Raw genomic sequence first — 18,108 nt, 5'->3', positions numbered from 1 at the left:
CCACCGCGTCGGCCCGGGCGCGGTGGAGGATGGTGGCCGGGAGGGTCGCCGCATGGAAAATATGGTCGGCCTCACCCAGCAGCCGCGCCGCGCGCAGGGTCAGGTCGTCGGGGTCCGCGCTGGTCAGCACGATCGTTTCGAGGCGGCTTGGCGCAATCTCGGCGCCTTCCTGGAGCCATATTCCGACCTTGCCAGCCACATCACCATTGAGCGGGTCGAGCATGCCGCCCGATGCCAGCGCGGCGTCGATCGCGCGTCTCCGGTCGGCGGCAGCAGGCCAGCGCGCTTTCATCGCATCGCGCGCGGCATGGAGCGCCGATGCGAGCGCGCCAAGCCGTTCCGGCAACAGCGCCTCGATCCGCTGGCGCACCGCTTTCGCCAGTCCGGCCGAGGCGCCGCCCGTCCCGATCGCGATGGTCACCGGCGCGCGGTCGATGATCGCGGGGGTGGTGAAATCGCACAGCTCGGGGCGGTCGACGACATTGACGAGCAAGCCGCGCGCGCGAAGGTGATCGGCGGCCGCGCGCGCCGCCGCGTCGTCGTCGAGCGCGACGAAAGCGATCGTCGCCCCCGCCTCCCAGGCCGGAACGATCCGCCCGCCGGCGCGCGCGATCAGCCGGGCCTTGGCCTCGGCGGCTTCCCCTTCCCCGACCAGCACGACCGTGCGGCCGCTGAGGTTGAGGAAGATTGGAAGCTGCTCCACGGCCTCAGTCGATCCAGTCGGGGACGCGCTCGGCGGCCATGATCGTGCCGGCGGCGATGCGGTCGGCCACGACGGCATAGCGGTCGCCGTCGACAAGCACCTCGGGCACCAGGCTGCGGCTGTTATAGGTCGATGCCATCGTCGCGCCATAGGCCCCCGCCGTGCGGAACACCGCGAGGTCGCCCGATTCGACCACGTCGACCACCCGGTCGCGCGCGAAGGTGTCGCCGGTTTCGCACACGGGGCCAACGATCGACGCGGCCATCGTCTCGCCGGTCGGCTTGACCGCGACGAAGTCGTGATAGGCATCATAGAGCGCGGGGCGCGCCAGGTCGTTCATCGCCGCATCGACGATCACAAAGGGGTTGGTCGCGCCGGGCTTGACCCACAAGACTTCGGTCAGCAACACTCCGGTGTTGCCCGCGATGACGCGGCCGGGTTCGAACATCAAGGTGACGTCCCAGTCCCTGGTCACCCGCGCGACCATCGCGCCATATTCGGCCGGGCTCGGCGGATTGTCCTCGGCCCTGTAAGGGACGCCGAGACCGCCGCCCAGGTCGACATGGGTGATGCTGTGTCCCGCCGCGCGCAACTCTGCAACCAGCTCGCCGACGCGCTCGAACGCCGCCTCGAGCGGGTCGAGGCTGGTCAGCTGGCTGCCGATATGCACCGCGATGCCGCGCATGTTGAGCCCCGGCAGCGCCGACAGCCGGCCAAAGATTTCGGGCGCCACATCGATGCCGACGCCGAACTTGTTCTCGGCCTTGCCGGTCGAGATCTTGGCGTGGGTGCCAGCGTCGACGTCGGGATTGACGCGTAGCACCGCCGGCGCGCTCATTTCCTTGGCGAGCGCGATCTCGGCGAGCGCGACGCCTTCGGGTTCATGCTCGATATTGAACTGGCCGATGCCGCGATCGAGCCCCTGCGCCAGCTCGGCGCGCGTCTTGCCGACGCCCGAAAAGACGATGTCTTCCGCCGCCATGCCCGCTGCGAGCGCGCGTTCGAGTTCGCCGCCCGACACGACGTCGGCGCCATAGCCCTGCCGCGCGAGCACGCGCAGCACGCCGAGGTTGGGATTGCACTTGATCGCGAAAGCGAGGTGCTTCTTCGGCACATCCTTCAGCCCGTCACGAAACGCCTGCGCGTGGCGTTCGAGCGTCGCGCGCGAATAGACATAGACGGGGGTACCGATTTCCTCGGCAATGCGCGGCAGCGGAATATCCTCGGCGTGCATCACGCCGTCACGAAGGTCAAAATGGTTCATTTGGAAAAGTCCTGAAACTCAGCCCGGAGGGGGCAAATCAAAATCGTCGGGTTCGCGTTGTTCCGAACGTTTGAGAAGTTCGTCGCTGCGCGCGGGCCGGGCCTGCGCGTCAGGCGTCGTGAGTTCCTCCGTGGTTGGTTGTGTCTTGGCGCCGACGGCGAGCGGCGGCGGGGCCTGGCCGGCGACGGGCTTCAGATCCTCGCGCTTGCCACAGGCGCCGAGCGCCGCGACGCAGACGGCGCCGGCCGTCATCAGAGCGAGGGCTTTCGCCATTGCCATCATCATTCCTCCAGCGCGGCGCGGGCCGCAGCGATGGCTTGCCTTACCCGTTCGGGCGCCGTCCCGCCATAGCTGGTACGGCTGGCGACCGACGCCTCGACGGTGAGCGCCGCCAGCGCTGCGGGAGTCACCGCAGCATGGATCGCACTCGCTTCCTCGGGCGGCAGCGCCGACAGCTCAACGCCGAGCGCTTCGGATCGTTTCACGCACGCACCGACAATATGATGCGCGTCGCGGAACGGAACCCCCGCCTCGCGCACCAGCCAGTCGGCGAGGTCGGTCGCGGTCGAGAAGCCCGACGCCGCGAGCGCGCGCATGCGGTCGGTGCGGAAGGTCAAGGTCTCGATCATGCCGGTCATCGCCGCGAGCGACAGCGACAGCGCGTCGAAGGCGCCGAACACCGTTTCCTTGTCGTCCTGCAGATCCTTCGAATAGGTGAGCGGCAGGCCCTTCACGATCACCGCGAGGCGCTGGAACGCGCCGAGCAGCAGGCCGGCACGCCCGCGCACCAGTTCGGCGGCGTCGGGGTTGCGCTTCTGCGGCATGATCGAGCTGCCGGTCGACCAGGCGTCGGGCAGGCTGATGAAGCCGAAAGGCTGGCTCGCCCAGATCACAATCTCCTCGGCGAGGCGCGACAGGTGGATCGCGGTGATCGAGGCCGAGGCGCAGAATTCGAGCGCGAAATCGCGGTCCGACACCGCGTCGATGCTGTTCGCCATCGGGCGGTCGAAACCGAGCGCAGCGGCGGTCGCAGCGCGATCGAGCGGGAAGCTGGTGCCCGCAAGCGCGGCGGCGCCGAGCGGCGATTCGTTGAGCCGCTTCGCCGCATCGGCGAAGCGCGAACGGTCGCGACCGAACATCTCGACATAGGCGAGCAGATGATGGCCGAGCGTCACCGGCTGCGCGACCTGCAGGTGGGTGAATCCCGGCATGATGCTGGCGGCATGTTCGTCGGCGCGTGCGAGGAGCGCGGTCTGGATCGCCTTCAACCCGTCGTCGATGCGCGCGCAGGCGGTGCGCGTCCAAAGACGGAAGTCGGTCGCGACCTGATCGTTGCGCGAACGCGCGGTATGGAGCCGCCCGGCGGCCTCGCCGACGATCTCCTTCAGCCGCGATTCGACAGTCATGTGAATATCTTCGAGCGCGAGGTCGACCGGCACGCCGTTCGCCGCGAACTCCTCCGCGATCTGCGCGAGGCCGGCGTCGATCTTCGCCGCATCGTCGGCCGCGATGATCCCGGCCGCGCCGATCATCGCCACATGCGCGCGGCTGGCCGCGATATCTTCTTCCCACAGGCGCTTATCGACGGGGATCGACGCGTTTATCTCTTGCATGATCGCTGCGGGACCGGCACCGAAGCGGCCGCCCCACATGCTGTTGCTGTTCGGAGAATCCGCCATCCGCCGCGTCCCAAGCCTTGTCCCTGCGACCCTCGCGCTGTTGCTGGCCGGATCGATCGCGGGCTGCGATAGGGAAAAGCCCGTCGGGGAGCAAGCGGCCGCAAGCCAAGCAAATGTTTCGCCCGCGCAAGCGACGGATGCAGCCGCCCGGCACTTCGTCCATCAGGTCATGCGCGAGCATAAGGGCAAGCCCGCGCCCGCTGCGGTGTTCGCGGGACCCGACGACGCGCCGACCACGCTCGCGGCGTTTCGCGGCAAGCCTTTGCTCGTCAACCTGTGGGCGACCTGGTGCGCGCCCTGCGTCGCCGAAATGCCGACGCTCGACAAGCTCGCCGCCGCGCAGGCCGACACGCTCACGGTGATCGCGGTCGCACAGGATTTGCAGGGTGCCGCGATCGTCGACCCCTGGTTCCAGAAGGCCGGGCTGTCGACGCTGCAGCCCTATATCGATCCGCAGAATAACCTGCTCCTCGCCTATAACAGCGCGCTGCCGACGACGATTCTCTACGACGCCGAGGGCCGCGAAGTCTGGCGCATCATCGGCGCGATCGACTGGCAGGGCGCGGAAGCGAAGGCGCTGCTCGCCGAGGCTGGCAGCTAGGCGACCACCGACTGCGCAAGGTCGACCAGCGCCTTGCCGAGCGATGCGAGGTCAGCCGCTTTCCGCACGCCCGCAAAGCAACTCGCCGACACACAATATTCGGCGCCCGGCCATGGGACGACCGCCGCGAGCGTGCAGATGCCGATATGCGTGTAGCCGTCGTCGACCGCGAAGCCGACACGCGACGCGACTCGCACCTGCTCGGAATAGTCCGCGAGCGCGATCGCTTTTTCCCAGCGCACGGCGGCAAAGCGCCGCGCGACCTCCTCCTCGCCGGGCGCCTGCACGGCAGCAATCGCGCGTCCGACCGCACCGCCGCCGAGCGGCTGCCGCTGCCCCTGCGCGAGGTGGATGCGCAGCACCGCCTTGCTCTCGGCGTGCGCGACGAGTTGCAGCCGGTCGCGCGAGGCGACCTGCCACAGCCCGGTGGTGACCTCATGCTCCTGCGCGAAGCGCGCCATCAGCGGGCGCAAAGCATCGACCATCCGGCGCGCATCGCCGTCGCGCAGCAGCCCCGCCTGCGCCCAGCCATCGGACAGGCGATAACGCTTGCCCGGGGTATCGCGCACCACCGCGCCTTCGGCGACGAGCGTCCCGAGCAGGTTGAAGCAGGAGGAAGCGCCGAGGCCCAGCGACCGGCCGATGTCGGACAGCGTCAGCGGCTCGCTGTCGGCAAGCAGCCGCAGCACCGCGAACGCCTGCGAAACCGATCGAACCTCACCCGCCACGCGCACCTCTTTTCATAAATATGAAATCACTATTCTTTATATTGAATAATTCGAAAAGCTCAACTAGCCGATCTCCAGCCAATCAAGGGAGAGTCGCATGGGTATGCTGGACGGCAAGGTGGTCGCGGTGACGGGCGCGGGACGCGGCGTCGGGCGCGAGATCGCGCTGCTGTGCGCCAGGGAAGGCGCATCGGTCGTCGTCAACGATCTGGGCGGCAGCGCCGAGGGCGAAGGCGCCGACCTCTCCCCCGCGCAGGAAACCGTCAACGACATCAAGGCCGCGGGCGGCAAGGCATTGGCGAACGGCGCCAGCGTCTCGGACCCCAAGGGCGCGGCGAGCATCATCGAGGATGCGGTGCAAGCGTTCGGTCGCATCGACGCGGTCGTCAACAATGCCGGCATCCTGCGCGACCGCATCTGGCACAAGATGAGCCATGAGGATTGGAACGCGGTGATCGACGTTCACTTGAACGGCTGCTTCAACGTGTCGAAGGCGGCGACGCCCTATTTCCGCGACCAGCAGTCGGGCAGCTTCATCCACTTCACCTCGACCAGCGGGCTGATCGGCAATTTCGGCCAGGCCAATTATTCGGCGGCGAAACTCGGCATCGTCGGCCTGTCGCAGTCGATCGCGCTCGACATGGCGCGCGCCGGGGTGCGTTCGAACTGCATCGCACCCTTCGCATGGAGCCGGCTGATCGCGACGATCCCCGCGACCAACGAGGCCGAGGCGCTGCGCATCGAGCGCATGAAGACGATGACGGCCGACAAGATCGCGCCGCTCGTCGCCTTCCTCGCCAGCGATGCGTCGCAGGAAGTGTCGAACCAGGTCTTTGGCGTGCGCAAGAACGAGATTTTCCTCTTCTCGAAACCGCGCCCGATCCGCTCGATGCAGAAGAACGAGGGCTGGACGCCGCAGGCGATCGCCGACGAGATGCTCCCGGCGTTCCGCGGCAGCTTCGCCGATCCGGCCGAACGCTCGGGGGATGTGTTCGGCTACGACCCGATCTGATGGCGATCGACCCCGACAAGCTGCTGTCGATGCCGCCGATCGTCACGCGGCAGACGCTGGCGCCGCGCGACACGATCCTCTACGCGCTCGGCATCGGGGCCACCGAACTCGTTTTCCTGTTCGAGGAACGGCTGAAGGCGCTGCCGACGATGGCGGTGACGCTGGGCTATCCGGGCTTCATCTGGCGGGATCCCGCGCTTGGGGCGAACTGGCAGAAGGTGTTGCACGGCGAACAGTCGACGATCCTGCACGCGCCGCTTCCGGCCGAGGGCGAGATTGTGGGATCGACGCGGATCGAGGCCTTGTTCGACAAGGGGCCCGACAAGGGCGCGCTGGCGCTAGTGGCGCGCGAGATCCACGACGGCGCGGGCACGCATCTCGCGACGTCGCGCGCGGTGACCTTCCTGCGCGGCGACGGCGGTTTCGGCGGATCGAGCGAGGGCGCGCCGGTGCCGCACCCGGTGCCCGACCGTGCGCCCGACAGCGTCGTGACGCTGACAACCGCGGCGAACCAGGCGCAAATCTATCGCCTGTCGGGCGACCTCAATCCGCTGCACATCGATAGCGACGTCGCGACGGGTGCGGGGTTCGACGGACCGATCCTGCATGGTCTCGCGACCTATGGCGTGATCGGGCGGGCGCTGCTCGCCGCGCGCTGCGGCAATGAGCCCGCACGCCTCAAGCGGCTCGACGGCCGCTTTTCGTCGCCGGTCTACCCCGGCGAAACGATCGAGACCTCGATCTGGGACGAAGAGGGTGGCAAGCTCGCCTTCCGCGCCCGCGTCGTCGAGCGCGACAAGATTGTCTTTACCAACGGCTATGCGGAGACGGCATGAGCGAGTTCGGAATCCTGTCCTTCGGCGCTTATGTGCCGATCACCCGGCTGCAACGCAGCAGTATTCATGCTACGAACGGCTGGTTCGCGGGCGGCCTGCGCGGGCTCGCCAAGGGCGAGAAGGCGGTCGCCAACTGGGACGAGGACAGCGTCACCATGGCACTCGAAGCCGCACGCGATGCCTTGGACGGCATCGACCGCGCGAGCGTCCAGCGCGTCGCCATCGCTTCGACCACGCTGCCCTTTGCCGACCGGCAGAATGCCGGCATTGTCAAGGAGGCACTGAATCTGCCCGATGCGGTCGGCGCGCTCGATGTGGCGGGATCGCAGCGCGCGGCGACCTCGGCGCTGCTCGCCGCGCTGGACGGGAATGAGACGACGCTGATCACGGCGGCGGAAATCACGACGCCCAAGCCCGCGTCCGAACGCGAGATGACGAGCGGCGACGCCGCTGCGGCGGTGCTCGTCGGCACCGGCACGCCGATCGCGACGCTCGTCGCGAGCCACAGCGTCACGATGGATTTCGTCGATCATTTCCGCGAAGCGGGCGAAGCCCACGACTATGACTGGGAAGCGCGCTGGGTGCGCGACGAAGGGTTCGCGCGGATCATGAACCCCGCCATCGCGGCGCTGCTGAAGAAGGCGGGCATCGAGGGCGCGGCGATCGACCATTTCCTCGTCCCCGTCGCGGTCAAGGGCGTGCCCGAGATGCTCGCGAAGAAAGCGGGCATCGGCGAGGGCGCGGTCGCCGACACGCTCGGCGCGAGCCTCGGCCATGCCGGCGCGGCGCATGCGCTGGTGATGCTCGCCGCCGCGCTCGAGAAGGCGAAGCCGGGCGAGCGCATCCTGCTCGCGAGTTTCGGCCAGGGCTGCGACCTCATCCTGTTCGAGGTGACCGGCGCGATCGGGTCGGTGAAGCCGCGGCTCGGCCTGTCGGGCTGGCTCGCGCGGCGCATCGAGTCGACCAATTATGCGAAGTATCTCTTCCACCGCGGGCTGCTCCAGCTCGACCGCGGCGCGCGCGCCGAACATGACAGCAAGACCGCGCTGACCGCGCTGTGGCGCAATCGCAAGGCGGTGCTCGGCCTCGTCGGCGGGCGCTGCACCAAGACCGGCACGGTGCAATTCCCCAAGAGCGAGGTCAGCGTCAACGCCAACGACCATGCGGTCGGCACGCAGGAGGATTATCCGCTCGCCGAGGTGCCGGCGAAGGTGATGACCTGGACCGCCGACGCGCTCACCTACTCGCCCGACCCGCCGAGCTATTATGGCAATATCGACTTTGTCGGCGGCGGGCGCATGATGACCGAGTTCACCGATTTCGCGGGCGATGCGCTCGACGTCGGCGCCGACCTGCGGATGATGTTCCGCATCAAGGCGTTTGACGAGAACCGCGGGTTCAGGCGGTATTTCTGGAAAGCCGCGCCGGCTTTCTGAGAGGAGACGAGACGATGGCCAAGGGTATCCGCGACAAGGTCGCCATTTTGGGCATGGGCTGCGCCAAGTTCGGCGAACGCTGGGACAAGGACGAAGACCAGCTGATGCTCGAGGCCTATGAGGAGGCGATGGCCGACGCCGGGATCGAGGCGAGCCAGATCGACGCCGCCTGGCTCGGCGCCGCGTTCGACGCGCAGAATATCGGACCGAGCGGCATCCCGCTCGCGGTCGCGCTGCGCCTGCCCGACATCGGCGTGACCAAGGTCGAAAATTATTGCGCCAGCGGCACCGAAAGCTTTCGCGGCGCGGTCTATGCGGTCGCCTCGGGCGCGTGCGACATCGCGCTCGCGATGGGGGCCGAGAAATTGAAGGACACCGGCTATGGCGGGCTGCCTGTGCGCACGCGCGGGACGACGCACGACATGGTCGGCATCACCGGGTCGGCGCCGGGAAATTTTGCGCAGCTCGCCAGTGCGTACCGGGGTGTCCATGGCGTCGGCAAGGACGACCTCAAGCGCGCGATGGCGCATGTCTCGGTCAAGAGCCATGCGAACGGCGCGAAAAACCCCAAGGCGCATCTGCAAAAGGCGGTGACGATGGAGCAGGTGCTGAACGCCCCGATGATCGCCGAACCGCTGGGGCTGTTCGACTGCTGCGGGGTCAGCGACGGCGCCGCCTGCGCGATCGTCACCACGCCCGAGATCGCCCGCGCATTGGGCAAGAACGACATCGTGACGGTGAAGGCGCTGCAGCTCGCGACCTCGAACGGCTGGGAAATGCAGGCGCAGGGATGGAACGGCAGCTATTTCCACACCACCCGCGTCGCCGCGACCAAGGCCTATGATGAGGCGGGGATCACCGACCCGCGCGCACAATTGAGCCTGATCGAGGTTCACGACTGCTTCTCGGTCACCGAATTGGTGACGATGGAGGATTTGCACATCTCGAAGGAAGGCCAGGGCTGGCGCGACGTGCTCGACGGTTTCTACGATAGCGACGGGTCGATCCCGTGCCAGATCGACGGCGGCCTCAAATGCTTCGGCCACCCGATCGGCGCATCGGGGCTGCGCATGATTTACGAAAATTATCTCCAGATCCTCGGTCGTGCGGGCGAGCGGCAACGGCAGGATAATCCGGTCTTTGCGCTCAGCCATAATCTGGGCGGGATGCCGAACCAGAATGTCTCGTCGATCGCGATTATCGGGCGCGCGGATGCCTGATGTATAACCTCCTCCCAAATCTCTCGGTCATAGAGGCGTCGTCCTTCGTCGCGTCGCCGACCGCAGGCCTCTATCTCGCGCAGATGGGGGCGGAGGTGATCCGCGTCGACCAGATCGGCGGCGGTCCCGATTTCCGGCGCTGGCCGGTGACGGAGAATAATGACTCCCTCTATTGGGAAAATCTCAACCGCGCGAAAAAGTCGGTCGCGCTCGACCTCGGCCGGCCCGAGGGGCGCGAGCTGTTGCAGGCGCTGGTCCGCGCAACCGGCCAGTTCGTCACAAACTTCCCCGTCGGCGGTTTCCTGTCGCACGAGACGCTCGCGGAAGGGCGCCCCGACCTCGTCACCGTGCGCGTGATGGGCTGGGCCGACGGCTCGCCCGCGCTCGACTATACGGTCAACAATGCGGTCGGTTATCCGATGCTCACCGGCAATGGTCCCGAACCGGTCAACCATGTCCTGCCCGCCTGGGACCTGCTCACCGGCGCCTATGCCGCCTTCGCGCTGATGGCGGCGATCCAGCGCCGCGCCGCGACCGGCGAAGGCGGCGAAGTGCGACTGCCGCTGTCCGACATCGCGATCGGCACCGTCGCCAATCTCGGCGGCATCGCCGAGGTGATGTACGGCGGGGCGAACCGCCCGCGGCTCGGCAATGCCGTCTATGGCCTGTTCGGGCGCGACTTCGTGACGCGCGACGGGGAGCGCACGATGATCGTCGTGGTCACGCCGCGCCAATGGGCGAACCTGATTGCCGCCCTCGACCTTGGCGAGGCAGTCGCGGCCATCGAAACGGCGCGCGGCGTGTCCTTCGCCAAAGATGACGGGCTCCGCTTCGATCATCGCGACGCGCTCTATCCGCTGTTCGAGCGCGCCATCGCCGCGCGCGATCATGCCGACCTCGCCGCCGCGTTCGATGGGGGCGGAATCGTCCATTCGCCCTATCGCACGATGCTCGACGCCGCGAACGACCCGGCGCTGGTCGCGGACAATCCGATCTTTGGCCCAATTCTGGGGGGGGCAGCGAACCCCAGCGGCTTCGCCTACCCCGCCGCCGGCGCCTTCGCGACCATCCCGCAGGCCGAACGGCAAGCGCCTGCTCCCGCGCCGCGCAACGGCCAGCATTCGGAAGAGGTGCTGGCGGAGCGGTTGGGGTTATCCAGCGGCGAGATTGGCAGATTGTTCGACGCCGGAATTGCAGGCAAACCTGAGACGTAGGAAGTGATTAGCCCTTCCCCTTCAGGGGAGGGCAGCGAGACTTGGCAGCTTGCTGCCTAGTCGCAGCGGGTGGGGGCCAGCGGCCTTGCGCAATCTCGCTGGCCCCCACCCCAACCCAGTGGCAGGGTCGATCATGCCCCCGGCATGATCTAAACTGTCCGGGGGACAGTTTACCCGCCACTCCTGAAGGGGAGGGGCTTTGATTGATCGGAGAACTAACGCCATGACCCTTCGCCGCGCCGCCATCGTCGCCCCCATCCGTACCCCCGTCGGCAAGTTCGGCGGCGCGCTGTCGAGCCTGACCGCAGGCGACCTCGGCGCCGTCATCCTGAAGGCGCTGATCGAGCGGACAAAGATCGACCCGGCGCGCGTCGACGACGTCGTTTTCTCGCAAGGCTATGGCAATGGCGAGGCGCCGTGCATCGGCCATTGGTCGTGGCTTGCCGCCGGGCTGCCGATCGAGGTGCCCGGCTACCAGCTCGACCGCCGCTGCGGATCGGGACTGCAGGCGATCGTCAATGCCGCGATGATGGTCCAGACCGGCATGTCCGACGTCGTCGTCGCGGGCGGGGTCGAATCGATGTCGAACGTCGAACATTACAGCACTGACATCCGAAAAGGGGTCCGCGCGGGCAATCTGACGCTCCACGACCGGCTGACGCGCGGGCGTGTGATGTCGCAGCCGGTCGAGCGCTTCGGCGTCATCACCGGCATGATCGAGACCGCCGAAAATCTCGCCAAGGATTATGGCATCAGCCGCGAGGCGTGCGACGCCTATGCAGTGCGCAGCCACCAGAACGCCGCCGCAGCCTGGGCGAACGGCCTGGTCGCCGACGAACTGGTGCCCGTCGCGGTGCCGCAGAAAAAGGGCGACGCGCTCGTCTTCGACCATGACGAGGGCTATCGCGCCGACGCCACGCTCGAAAGCCTCGGCAAGCTGCGCCCGCTCGAAGGCGGCGTCGTCACCGCGGGCAATGCCAGCCAGCAGAATGACGCAGCGGCCGCCTGCCTCGTCGTCGCCGAGGACAAGCTCGAGGAGTTCGGGCTCGAACCCATCGCCTGGTATCACAGCTCGGCCGCCGCCGGCTGCGACCCCAGCCGCATGGGCATCGGCCCCGTGCCCGCAGTCGAGCGCCTTTTCGCCCGCAACGGCCTCGGCTGGGGCGACATCGACCTCGTCGAGCTCAACGAGGCCTTCGCGCCGCAGGTGCTCGCGGTGCTCAAGGGCTGGGGCTGGAACGATGACGACAGCCGCATGGCGATGCTCAACGTCAATGGTTCGGGCATCTCGCTCGGCCATCCGATCGGCGCCACCGGCGGGCGCATCCTCGCCAACCTGACCCGCGAGCTGCATCGGCGCGGCGGGCGCTATGGGCTCGAAACGATGTGCATCGGCGGCGGCCAAGGCATCGCCGCGATCTTCGAGGCGGCGTGATGCAGGATTATTCGGATATCCGCGAAGAGGTCGCCAAGCTCTGCGCGCAATTTCCCGGCCCCTATTGGCAGGCGAAGGACAAGGTCCGCGAATATCCGAGCGAGTTTGTCGCCGCGCTCGGAGAAGCGGGCTATCTCGCCGCGCTGATCCCCGAGGAATATGGCGGCGCGGGCCTGCCGCTGTCGGCCGCCGCCGCGATCCTTGAGGAAATCCAGCGCCAAGGGTGCAACGGCGGCGCGGTGCACGCGCAAATGTATGTGATGGGCACCGTGCTGCGCCACGGGTCGGAGGAGCAGAAGGCGCGCTACCTTCCCCGCGTCGCGACGGGCGAATTGCGGCTGCAGGCGTTCGGGGTCACCGAACCGACGAGCGGCACCGACACGCTGAGCCTCAAGACCGTCGCGAAGCGCGAAGGCGACTCCTATATCGTCAACGGCCAGAAGCTGTGGACCAGCCGCGCCGAGCATAGCGACCTGATGATCCTGCTCGCACGCACCACCCCCCGCGAGGAAGCCGCGAGCCGCACCGAAGGCCTGTCGGTCTTTCTCGTCGATATGAAGGAAGCGCTCGCCGCAGGCACGCTGTCGATCCGTCCGATCGACACGATGATGAACCATGCGACGACCGAAATCTTCTTCGACAATATGCGCATCCCCGCCGCGAACCTGATCGGCGAGGAGGGCAAGGGGTTTCGCTACATATTGTCGGGGATGAACGCCGAACGGCTGCTGATCGCCGCCGAATGCATCGGCGACGCGAAGTGGTTCATCGAGAAAGCGTCGAGCTACGCCAAGGAGCGCGTGCTCTTCGGCCGCCCGATCGGCCAGAACCAAGGTGTACAATTCCCGATTGCGCGCGCTTATGCGCAGATGCGCGCCGCCGAGCTGCTCGTCCGCGACGGCATCGCCAAATATGAGGCGGGCGACAATGCGGGGGCAGAAGCCAATATGGCGAAGATGCTCGCCGCCGAGGCCAGCTGGGCGGCGGGCGAGGCGTGCATCCAGACCCACGGCGGTTTCGGCTTCGCGGCCGAATATGACATCGAGCGGAAGTTCCGCGAAACGCGCCTCTATCAGGTCGCGCCGATCAGCACGAACATGATCCTGTCCTATGTCGCCGAGCATGTGCTGGGGATGCCGCGCAGCTATTGAGGGCAAGAGAAAGGGCGAGCGCCCCATGAGACACCCGCCCTTCCCTTGCGACCCAAGAGCGCACTCCCGGGAAAGCCTTGCAGAGGTTTAACCGCCGACCGTCACACGGCCGCTGCGATAGCCCTTCTTGCGCATCTCCTTGACATAATCCTTGTCGGCATCGGTCACCTCGACCGTCCATTCGTCCCACGCGTCCCAGCGATCCTCGCGGTCGGTGGCGTGGCGCAGGTCGCTGACCAGTTCCTTCTCGGCCTCCATGATGTCGGCTTTATAATTATACCAATATTGGTTGTAGACGCCGGCGATTGGCACGGCGCGAATTTCGGGGCGCTCGAAGCCTGCCGGCATCGAGCCGTAGGGAACCGCAGCAAAGGCACCGGCGGGAAGAGCCAGGCAAATCGCGAGGGTGGTCCACTTTTTCATCGTCCATCTCCTGTTTGACACGGTGGTCAGGGGTAGAACGACCCGGCGGGGCGATTTCTTCCCGGCTCGGCGGAGATTCAGAACGGCTGGCGGTGGAATCCCTCAACCGGGATGCGCTTCGTCCCCCACCGACGAGCGAAGGAGGCCGCGAAACACCTCCTGCGCGTCGCGTTTGCCCTGCGTCACATCATAGACATCCTGCGCGATCGGCATGACGAGGCCATGCTTTTCGGCGAGCGCGATCACCGTCGGCGCGCTCTTCACGCCCTCGGCGACCATGTTCATGCCCGCGATGATATCGTCGATCTTGCGTCCCTTGCCGAGTTCGACCCCGACATGGCGGTTGCGGCTCAAGGGGCTGGTGCAGGTCGCGATCAGGTCGCCCATGCCGGTGAGCCCGGCAAAGGTCTCGGCGCGCCCGCCCATCGCGACGCCGAGCCGGGTGATCTCGGCCAGCCCGCGCGTCATCAGCGCCGAACGGGTATTGTCCCCCGCCCCAAGCCCGTCACCCATGCCGACCGCGATCGCGATGATATTCTTGAGCACCCCGCCGAGCTCGCAGCCGAGGAGGTCGGTGTTGGTGTAGACGCGGAACAGGCCGGAGTGAAACACAGGTTGCAGGGCGCGGACGACGATTTCGTCCTCCATCGACAAGACGCTCGCCGCCGCCTGTCCGGTCATAATCTCGCGCGCGAGATTGGGGCCGGTGAGCACCCCGACGGGGTGGCCGGGAAGGATTTCCTCGATCAGTTCGGTCATGCGCTGGCCCGATGACAGTTCGAGGCCCTTGGTCAGGCTGATCACCGGAACCCAGGGGCGCAGATGCGCCTTCGCTTCCTCCAGCACGCCGCGAAAGCTGTGCGACGGCACGCCCATGATCAGCACATCGGCGCCTGCGACGACCTCGGCCATGTCGTTCGTCGCGCGCAGGGCCGACGGCAGGGTGATGCCGGGCAGATATTTGCGGTTCTCGCGGTTGGCGTTGATACTCTCGACCGTTTCGGCATCGCGCGCCCACAAAGTGATCGGCGCGTTGCGCGACACCACCGATGCTACTGTCGTGCCCCAACTGCCCCCACCGAGCAGCCCGACCTTCAAACGCATATGCCTCTCCCTGTTTTCGCAAGGAGAGTGGCGGCACAATCAGTGCTTGGCAAGAAAGCCCTTCATCACCGCGGCGGTCGCCTTCGGGTCCTCGATCATCGGTACATGGCCGACATGTTCGAAGATATGGCTCTCGCTGCCCGCGATCCCGGCTTCGAGCACGGGAACGCAGCTGACGTCGAGCAGCCGGTCGTGGCGGCCCCAGATGATCAACGTCGGCGCCTTGACCTCGCCGAGCCGGTCGTTGAGCGGATGGTCGCGGCCCTCGGTGGCGATCGTCCAGAAGATGCCATCGAGCTGGTCGCGATATTTGAGCGCATCGGCGTAGAAGACGGGCTTGAGCCGCGCCGGGATATAGGGTGGTTTGTGGACCACCATCGCGACCAGCCGGTCGGCATCGGCCAGATTGGCGATGATCAGCGGATTATAGTCCTCGTTCGCCGCCTGTTTCTGGAGGTCGCTTTCGTCGGCGCCCAGCACCCCGGCATTGTCGAGCAGGATCAGGCTGGCGAGCGCGTCCGGATAGTCGAGCGCATAGCGCAGCGCGATCCAGCCGCCCATGCTGTTGCCCGCGACATGCGGACGTTCCAGCTTCAGCGCGTCGGCGAATTGCTTGAGCCGGGCGGTCTGCGCTTCGATATCATAGGCGAGCGCGGGGTTGCGCTCATTCTCGCCAAAGCCGGGCAGATCGGGGGCGATGACATGATAGTCGCGCGTCAGGTACGGCGCGATCATCGACCAATTATCCTTGTCGCCGGCAAAGCCATGGACGAGCAGCAGCAGGGGCTTCGCCGGATCGCCGCCCTCGAGATAAGGCCAGTCGCGGCCATCGACGGTCACATGTTTCTGCACCGTGCCGCCGCGCTTGCGCAGCGCCCAGCGACCGAAAGCGACAAGACGGCCGGGGAAGAGGAAATAGAGCAATGCCAGCGTGATCAGCGGCGCGGCGATCAGGATGAGAAGGATTTTCATGCGGGCTTTCCTTGCGCGACATGCGCATCGAACCAGGCGACCAGATCGCCCAGCACCGCATCCTGTTCGGGCTCGTTGTAGATTTCGTGGAACAGGTCGGGATAGATTTTGAGCGCCTTGTCGGTCGATCCGACATGATCGAACAGATATTGCGACCCCGCCACCGACGCCAGGCTGTCCTTTTCGCCGTGCTGGAACAGGATGGGCAGCGTGATTTTCGGCGCGCCTGCCTGCGCCGCCGCCATCGCGTCCATGAATTCCTTGCCCAATCGCGCACCGATCTTGCCGGTGTAGACCAGCGGGTCGGCCAGATAGGCCGCGACCACCGCCGGATCGCGGCTGACACCCTGGGCGTCGAGCGCGAGCACGCCGAGGCGCGGAAAAAAGCGCGACAGAAAACGACTGATCCAGATGGTGAAACGCGACGGCGGGGCGCCGGGCACGATCGCCGGACCCGAGAGCGCGGCCGCGACGAACGCCGACTGCCGATCGATCAGGAACAAGGTCGCAATCAGCCCGCCCATGCTGTGCCCGAGCAACAGCCGCGGCGTGTCGCCATGATTGACCTCGACCAGCGTCAGCAGCTCGGCCATGCCGTCGGTGAAGGCCGAAAAGCGCGGCACGAAGCCCGGCGTGCCGTCCGACTTGCCATGGCCCCAATGGTCAATCGCATAAACGGCGTAACCCGCATCGGTCAGCCGCTTGGCGACATGCTGATAGCGCCCGGCATGTTCGGCATAGCCGTGCGCGAGCAATATGACCGCCTTGGGGAGCCCCTCGGGCAGCCAATGCATGGTCTGGAGCTTCGCCCCCGCGCCCGCCGAACCGGCGGGCAGGATCACCGCGCCGGCCGCCATGCTCAGCGCACCGCTTTCTTGAGCGCAGTGCTGCGATGGCCGGGGCCGTCGTCGCCGGCCTTGTCGATCTTCGCCAATATGCCCTCAAGCGCGCGGCTGATGGCGGTCTGGGTGCGCACCATTTCGACCTTGGGCCAAGCGGTGCGCTGACCGGTGTCGATCAGTTCGTCGATATCGTCCTGCGCCAGGTCGCTCAAAATCTTGGTCGGCGACCAGAATTTCGGCGGGCGGATGATGTTGATGTCGCCGGTATATTCCTGGTTGATCACCGAACGCGCGAGATTGGCGACGCTGTTGAGCGGCGGAATCCATTCGAGCGGTTTCTGGAAAATCACCATGTTCGCGTTGAGCCACGCCTTGAAGGTCGCCATCGACGCATGCTGGATCGCCTCGATCGGCGCCATCTGCTTGCGCGTGTCGCTGGCGAAGGGCAGCGCGATCGGGTTCGCCTGGCTGACGATATGGTGGTTCACGCCGTACAGCCGTTCGAGCCTTTTGGTCGGAATATCATGGGTCACCGAGCCGTCGACCCAGCGGCGGTCGGGCTGGTACGGCACCCGTGCGCCCTTGTCATCGCGCGCCATCAGCATCACCGGCGGGAAGACGCCCGGCACCGCGCACGACGCGAGCACCGCCTCGCGGATCAGCACATTGGGCGCGGTGATCGCGTTCAGCAGGCGGCCGTTCTGATGCTTTTCGGCGGGCGCGACCGAGACGTTGAGGTGGCGGCCGCTGACCTCATAGGCTTCCTGAAAGGTCAGGTCGGGGATCAGGTCGGCGAGCCGGTCGCGCACCTCGTCGGGCGCCAGCCGCCGCGTGTCGGGACCGCGCGCCGGGTTGGCGAGGCGGTCGCTTTCGAGGAAGGCGCCGATATCGGCGTCCTTGCGCGTGCAAACCACCGCTGCGACGATCGAGCCGCCGCTGGCGCCCGACATGATCGCGGGCAACACGCCCTGTTCCCACAAAGCCTTGACGACGCCGATGTGGAAAAACAGGAAGCTGCCCGAGCCCGACAACAGGAGCGCGGACCGGCCGTAGCAATGCTGGGCGCGGCGGAAGAAGTCGCGCTTTTCCTCGCGCGCGATGCTGCGCGATGCGGCGATCTTGCCGAGCGCCGACACCACCTCGGCGATATAATCCTCGATCAGCCGCTTGGTGCCGAAGCGCGCCTTTTGATAGAGGCGCTCGTGGCCCATGCCGTCGATATTGCCGTGGATGCCCTCGTTGAGCACGAATAGCAGCCCCTTGACGTCACCCGCCGCCGACAGGGTGCGCAGCCGTTCGAGGCGGGCGCGGATCGCCTGATAGTCGAAATGCTTGCTTTCATCGGCGTCGCGCCAAGCCTGCATCCCGGATTTCCGGTCATGGTCGCGCGCGGCCTTCGACCAGGCGGCATAATCGGAGGCGGTCACGAGATCGCGGTCGGCGCTGAGCGTCGGGGTGAAAAGCATTCAGTGATCCTGCAACACATGG

The 18,108-nt window shown here is 66.7% G+C and carries 18 protein-coding genes; 8 read left to right on the top strand and 10 right to left on the bottom strand.

Translation table 11 applies throughout. The features are described from left to right. The 4 genes from ACREB7_RS10060 to argH all read right to left on the bottom strand — a co-directional run. A partial coding sequence (locus ACREB7_RS10060) for an NAD(P)-dependent oxidoreductase (protein WP_431592133.1) occupies positions 1-703 on the bottom strand: 703 nt, incomplete at its 3' end. 4 nt (positions 704-707) lie between these two features. Beyond that, positions 708-1,967, bottom strand: a complete 1,260-nt coding sequence (gene lysA / locus ACREB7_RS10055; RefSeq protein WP_431592132.1) for a diaminopimelate decarboxylase — start codon at positions 1,965-1,967, stop codon at positions 708-710. Positions 1,968-1,985: 18 nt separating this feature from the next. After that, positions 1,986-2,240, bottom strand: a complete 255-nt coding sequence (locus ACREB7_RS10050; RefSeq protein ID WP_431592131.1) for a hypothetical protein — start codon at positions 2,238-2,240, stop codon at positions 1,986-1,988. An 8-nt stretch (positions 2,241-2,248) separates the two neighbouring features. Continuing rightward, positions 2,249-3,619 carry an argininosuccinate lyase gene (gene argH, locus ACREB7_RS10045; RefSeq protein WP_431592134.1) on the bottom strand — a complete coding sequence of 457 codons (1,371 nt, stop codon included), beginning with the start codon at positions 3,617-3,619 and terminating at the stop codon, positions 2,249-2,251. Between the two features lie 196 nt (positions 3,620-3,815). Between argH and ACREB7_RS10040 the strand changes: the two genes are divergently transcribed. Then, positions 3,816-4,247, top strand: coding sequence for a TlpA family protein disulfide reductase (locus ACREB7_RS10040; protein WP_431592130.1), 432 nt, complete (start codon positions 3,816-3,818; stop codon positions 4,245-4,247). On the opposite strand, the gene ACREB7_RS10035 is transcribed toward ACREB7_RS10040, so the two are convergent. Further along, positions 4,244-4,975 carry an IclR family transcriptional regulator gene (locus ACREB7_RS10035; protein WP_431592129.1) on the bottom strand — a complete coding sequence of 244 codons (732 nt, stop codon included), beginning with the start codon at positions 4,973-4,975 and terminating at the stop codon, positions 4,244-4,246. The genes ACREB7_RS10040 and ACREB7_RS10035 overlap by 4 nt on opposite strands. Before the next feature lie 97 nt (positions 4,976-5,072). Between ACREB7_RS10035 and ACREB7_RS10030 the strand changes: the two genes are divergently transcribed. From ACREB7_RS10030 to ACREB7_RS10000, 7 genes are all read left to right on the top strand, one after another. Beyond that, positions 5,073-5,987 carry an SDR family NAD(P)-dependent oxidoreductase gene (locus ACREB7_RS10030; protein ID WP_431592128.1) on the top strand — a complete coding sequence of 305 codons (915 nt, stop codon included), beginning with the start codon at positions 5,073-5,075 and terminating at the stop codon, positions 5,985-5,987. Then, the gene (locus ACREB7_RS10025; RefSeq protein WP_431592127.1) at positions 5,987-6,823 is read left to right on the top strand and encodes a MaoC/PaaZ C-terminal domain-containing protein; all 837 of its coding nucleotides are present in this window, start codon (positions 5,987-5,989) and stop codon (positions 6,821-6,823) included. Before ACREB7_RS10030 ends, ACREB7_RS10025 begins: the two co-directional genes overlap by 1 nt. Next, positions 6,820-8,259: a 3-oxoacyl-[acyl-carrier-protein] synthase III C-terminal domain-containing protein gene (locus ACREB7_RS10020; RefSeq protein ID WP_431592126.1), complete on the top strand. Its 1,440-nt coding sequence runs from the start codon at positions 6,820-6,822 to the stop codon at positions 8,257-8,259. Before ACREB7_RS10025 ends, ACREB7_RS10020 begins: the two co-directional genes overlap by 4 nt. Positions 8,260-8,273: 14 nt before the next feature. Continuing rightward, positions 8,274-9,479, top strand: a complete 1,206-nt coding sequence (locus tag ACREB7_RS10015) for an acetyl-CoA acetyltransferase (protein ID WP_431592125.1) — start codon at positions 8,274-8,276, stop codon at positions 9,477-9,479. Beyond that, a complete protein-coding gene (locus ACREB7_RS10010; RefSeq protein ID WP_431592124.1) occupies positions 9,479-10,693 on the top strand; it encodes a CoA transferase in 1,215 nt (404 codons plus the stop codon). Before ACREB7_RS10015 ends, ACREB7_RS10010 begins: the two co-directional genes overlap by 1 nt. A gap of 223 nt (positions 10,694-10,916) precedes the next feature. Continuing rightward, positions 10,917-12,128 (top strand): acetyl-CoA C-acetyltransferase, encoded by a 1,212-nt coding sequence (locus ACREB7_RS10005; RefSeq protein WP_431592123.1) that lies wholly within the window; start codon positions 10,917-10,919, stop codon positions 12,126-12,128. Beyond that, positions 12,128-13,279, top strand: a complete 1,152-nt coding sequence (locus ACREB7_RS10000; protein ID WP_431592122.1) for an acyl-CoA dehydrogenase family protein — start codon at positions 12,128-12,130, stop codon at positions 13,277-13,279. The genes ACREB7_RS10005 and ACREB7_RS10000 overlap by 1 nt, the downstream gene beginning before the upstream one ends. Positions 13,280-13,366: 87 nt before the next feature. Here ACREB7_RS10000 and ACREB7_RS09995 read toward each other — a convergent pair whose 3' ends face one another. The 5 genes from ACREB7_RS09995 to ACREB7_RS09975 form a co-directional block, all read right to left on the bottom strand. After that, positions 13,367-13,702, bottom strand: a complete 336-nt coding sequence (locus tag ACREB7_RS09995; RefSeq protein WP_431592121.1) for a hypothetical protein — start codon at positions 13,700-13,702, stop codon at positions 13,367-13,369. A 102-nt stretch (positions 13,703-13,804) separates the two neighbouring features. Further along, positions 13,805-14,806 carry an NAD(P)H-dependent glycerol-3-phosphate dehydrogenase gene (locus ACREB7_RS09990; RefSeq protein ID WP_431592120.1) on the bottom strand — a complete coding sequence of 334 codons (1,002 nt, stop codon included), beginning with the start codon at positions 14,804-14,806 and terminating at the stop codon, positions 13,805-13,807. A 39-nt stretch (positions 14,807-14,845) separates the two neighbouring features. Continuing rightward, positions 14,846-15,778: an alpha/beta fold hydrolase gene (locus ACREB7_RS09985; RefSeq protein ID WP_431592119.1), complete on the bottom strand. Its 933-nt coding sequence runs from the start codon at positions 15,776-15,778 to the stop codon at positions 14,846-14,848. Then, the gene (locus ACREB7_RS09980; RefSeq protein WP_431592118.1) at positions 15,775-16,635 is read right to left on the bottom strand and encodes a lysophospholipase; all 861 of its coding nucleotides are present in this window, start codon (positions 16,633-16,635) and stop codon (positions 15,775-15,777) included. The genes ACREB7_RS09985 and ACREB7_RS09980 overlap by 4 nt, the downstream gene beginning before the upstream one ends. Before the next feature lie 2 nt (positions 16,636-16,637). Further along, positions 16,638-18,086 (bottom strand): DUF3336 domain-containing protein, encoded by a 1,449-nt coding sequence (locus tag ACREB7_RS09975; RefSeq protein ID WP_431592117.1) that lies wholly within the window; start codon positions 18,084-18,086, stop codon positions 16,638-16,640. Positions 18,087-18,108: the final 22 nt, after the last annotated feature.

The sequence above is a fragment of the Sphingopyxis sp. genome, from assembly GCF_050725615.1.
Classification (GTDB): domain Bacteria; phylum Pseudomonadota; class Alphaproteobacteria; order Sphingomonadales; family Sphingomonadaceae; genus Sphingopyxis.
The sequence above is the reverse complement of the archived record's forward strand: the minus strand, read 5'-3'. Positions and strand labels throughout refer to the sequence as shown.

Coding starts and splice junctions, on each gene's coding strand:
- lysA (WP_431592132.1), bottom strand. CDS start 1,967: ATGAACCATTTTGACCTTCGTGACGGCGTGATGCACGCCGAGGATATT.
- ACREB7_RS10050 (WP_431592131.1), bottom strand. CDS start 2,240: ATGGCGAAAGCCCTCGCTCTGATGACGGCCGGCGCCGTCTGCGTCGCG.
- argH (WP_431592134.1), bottom strand. CDS start 3,619: ATGTGGGGCGGCCGCTTCGGTGCCGGTCCCGCAGCGATCATGCAAGAG.
- ACREB7_RS10040 (WP_431592130.1), top strand. CDS start 3,816: ATGCGCGAGCATAAGGGCAAGCCCGCGCCCGCTGCGGTGTTCGCGGGA.
- ACREB7_RS10030 (WP_431592128.1), top strand. CDS start 5,073: ATGGGTATGCTGGACGGCAAGGTGGTCGCGGTGACGGGCGCGGGACGC.
- ACREB7_RS10025 (WP_431592127.1), top strand. CDS start 5,987: ATGGCGATCGACCCCGACAAGCTGCTGTCGATGCCGCCGATCGTCACG.
- ACREB7_RS10020 (WP_431592126.1), top strand. CDS start 6,820: ATGAGCGAGTTCGGAATCCTGTCCTTCGGCGCTTATGTGCCGATCACC.
- ACREB7_RS10015 (WP_431592125.1), top strand. CDS start 8,274: ATGGCCAAGGGTATCCGCGACAAGGTCGCCATTTTGGGCATGGGCTGC.
- ACREB7_RS10010 (WP_431592124.1), top strand. CDS start 9,479: ATGTATAACCTCCTCCCAAATCTCTCGGTCATAGAGGCGTCGTCCTTC.
- ACREB7_RS10005 (WP_431592123.1), top strand. CDS start 10,917: ATGACCCTTCGCCGCGCCGCCATCGTCGCCCCCATCCGTACCCCCGTC.
- ACREB7_RS10000 (WP_431592122.1), top strand. CDS start 12,128: ATGCAGGATTATTCGGATATCCGCGAAGAGGTCGCCAAGCTCTGCGCG.
- ACREB7_RS09995 (WP_431592121.1), bottom strand. CDS start 13,702: ATGAAAAAGTGGACCACCCTCGCGATTTGCCTGGCTCTTCCCGCCGGT.
- ACREB7_RS09990 (WP_431592120.1), bottom strand. CDS start 14,806: ATGCGTTTGAAGGTCGGGCTGCTCGGTGGGGGCAGTTGGGGCACGACA.
- ACREB7_RS09985 (WP_431592119.1), bottom strand. CDS start 15,778: ATGAAAATCCTTCTCATCCTGATCGCCGCGCCGCTGATCACGCTGGCA.
- ACREB7_RS09980 (WP_431592118.1), bottom strand. CDS start 16,635: ATGGCGGCCGGCGCGGTGATCCTGCCCGCCGGTTCGGCGGGCGCGGGG.
- ACREB7_RS09975 (WP_431592117.1), bottom strand. CDS start 18,086: ATGCTTTTCACCCCGACGCTCAGCGCCGACCGCGATCTCGTGACCGCC.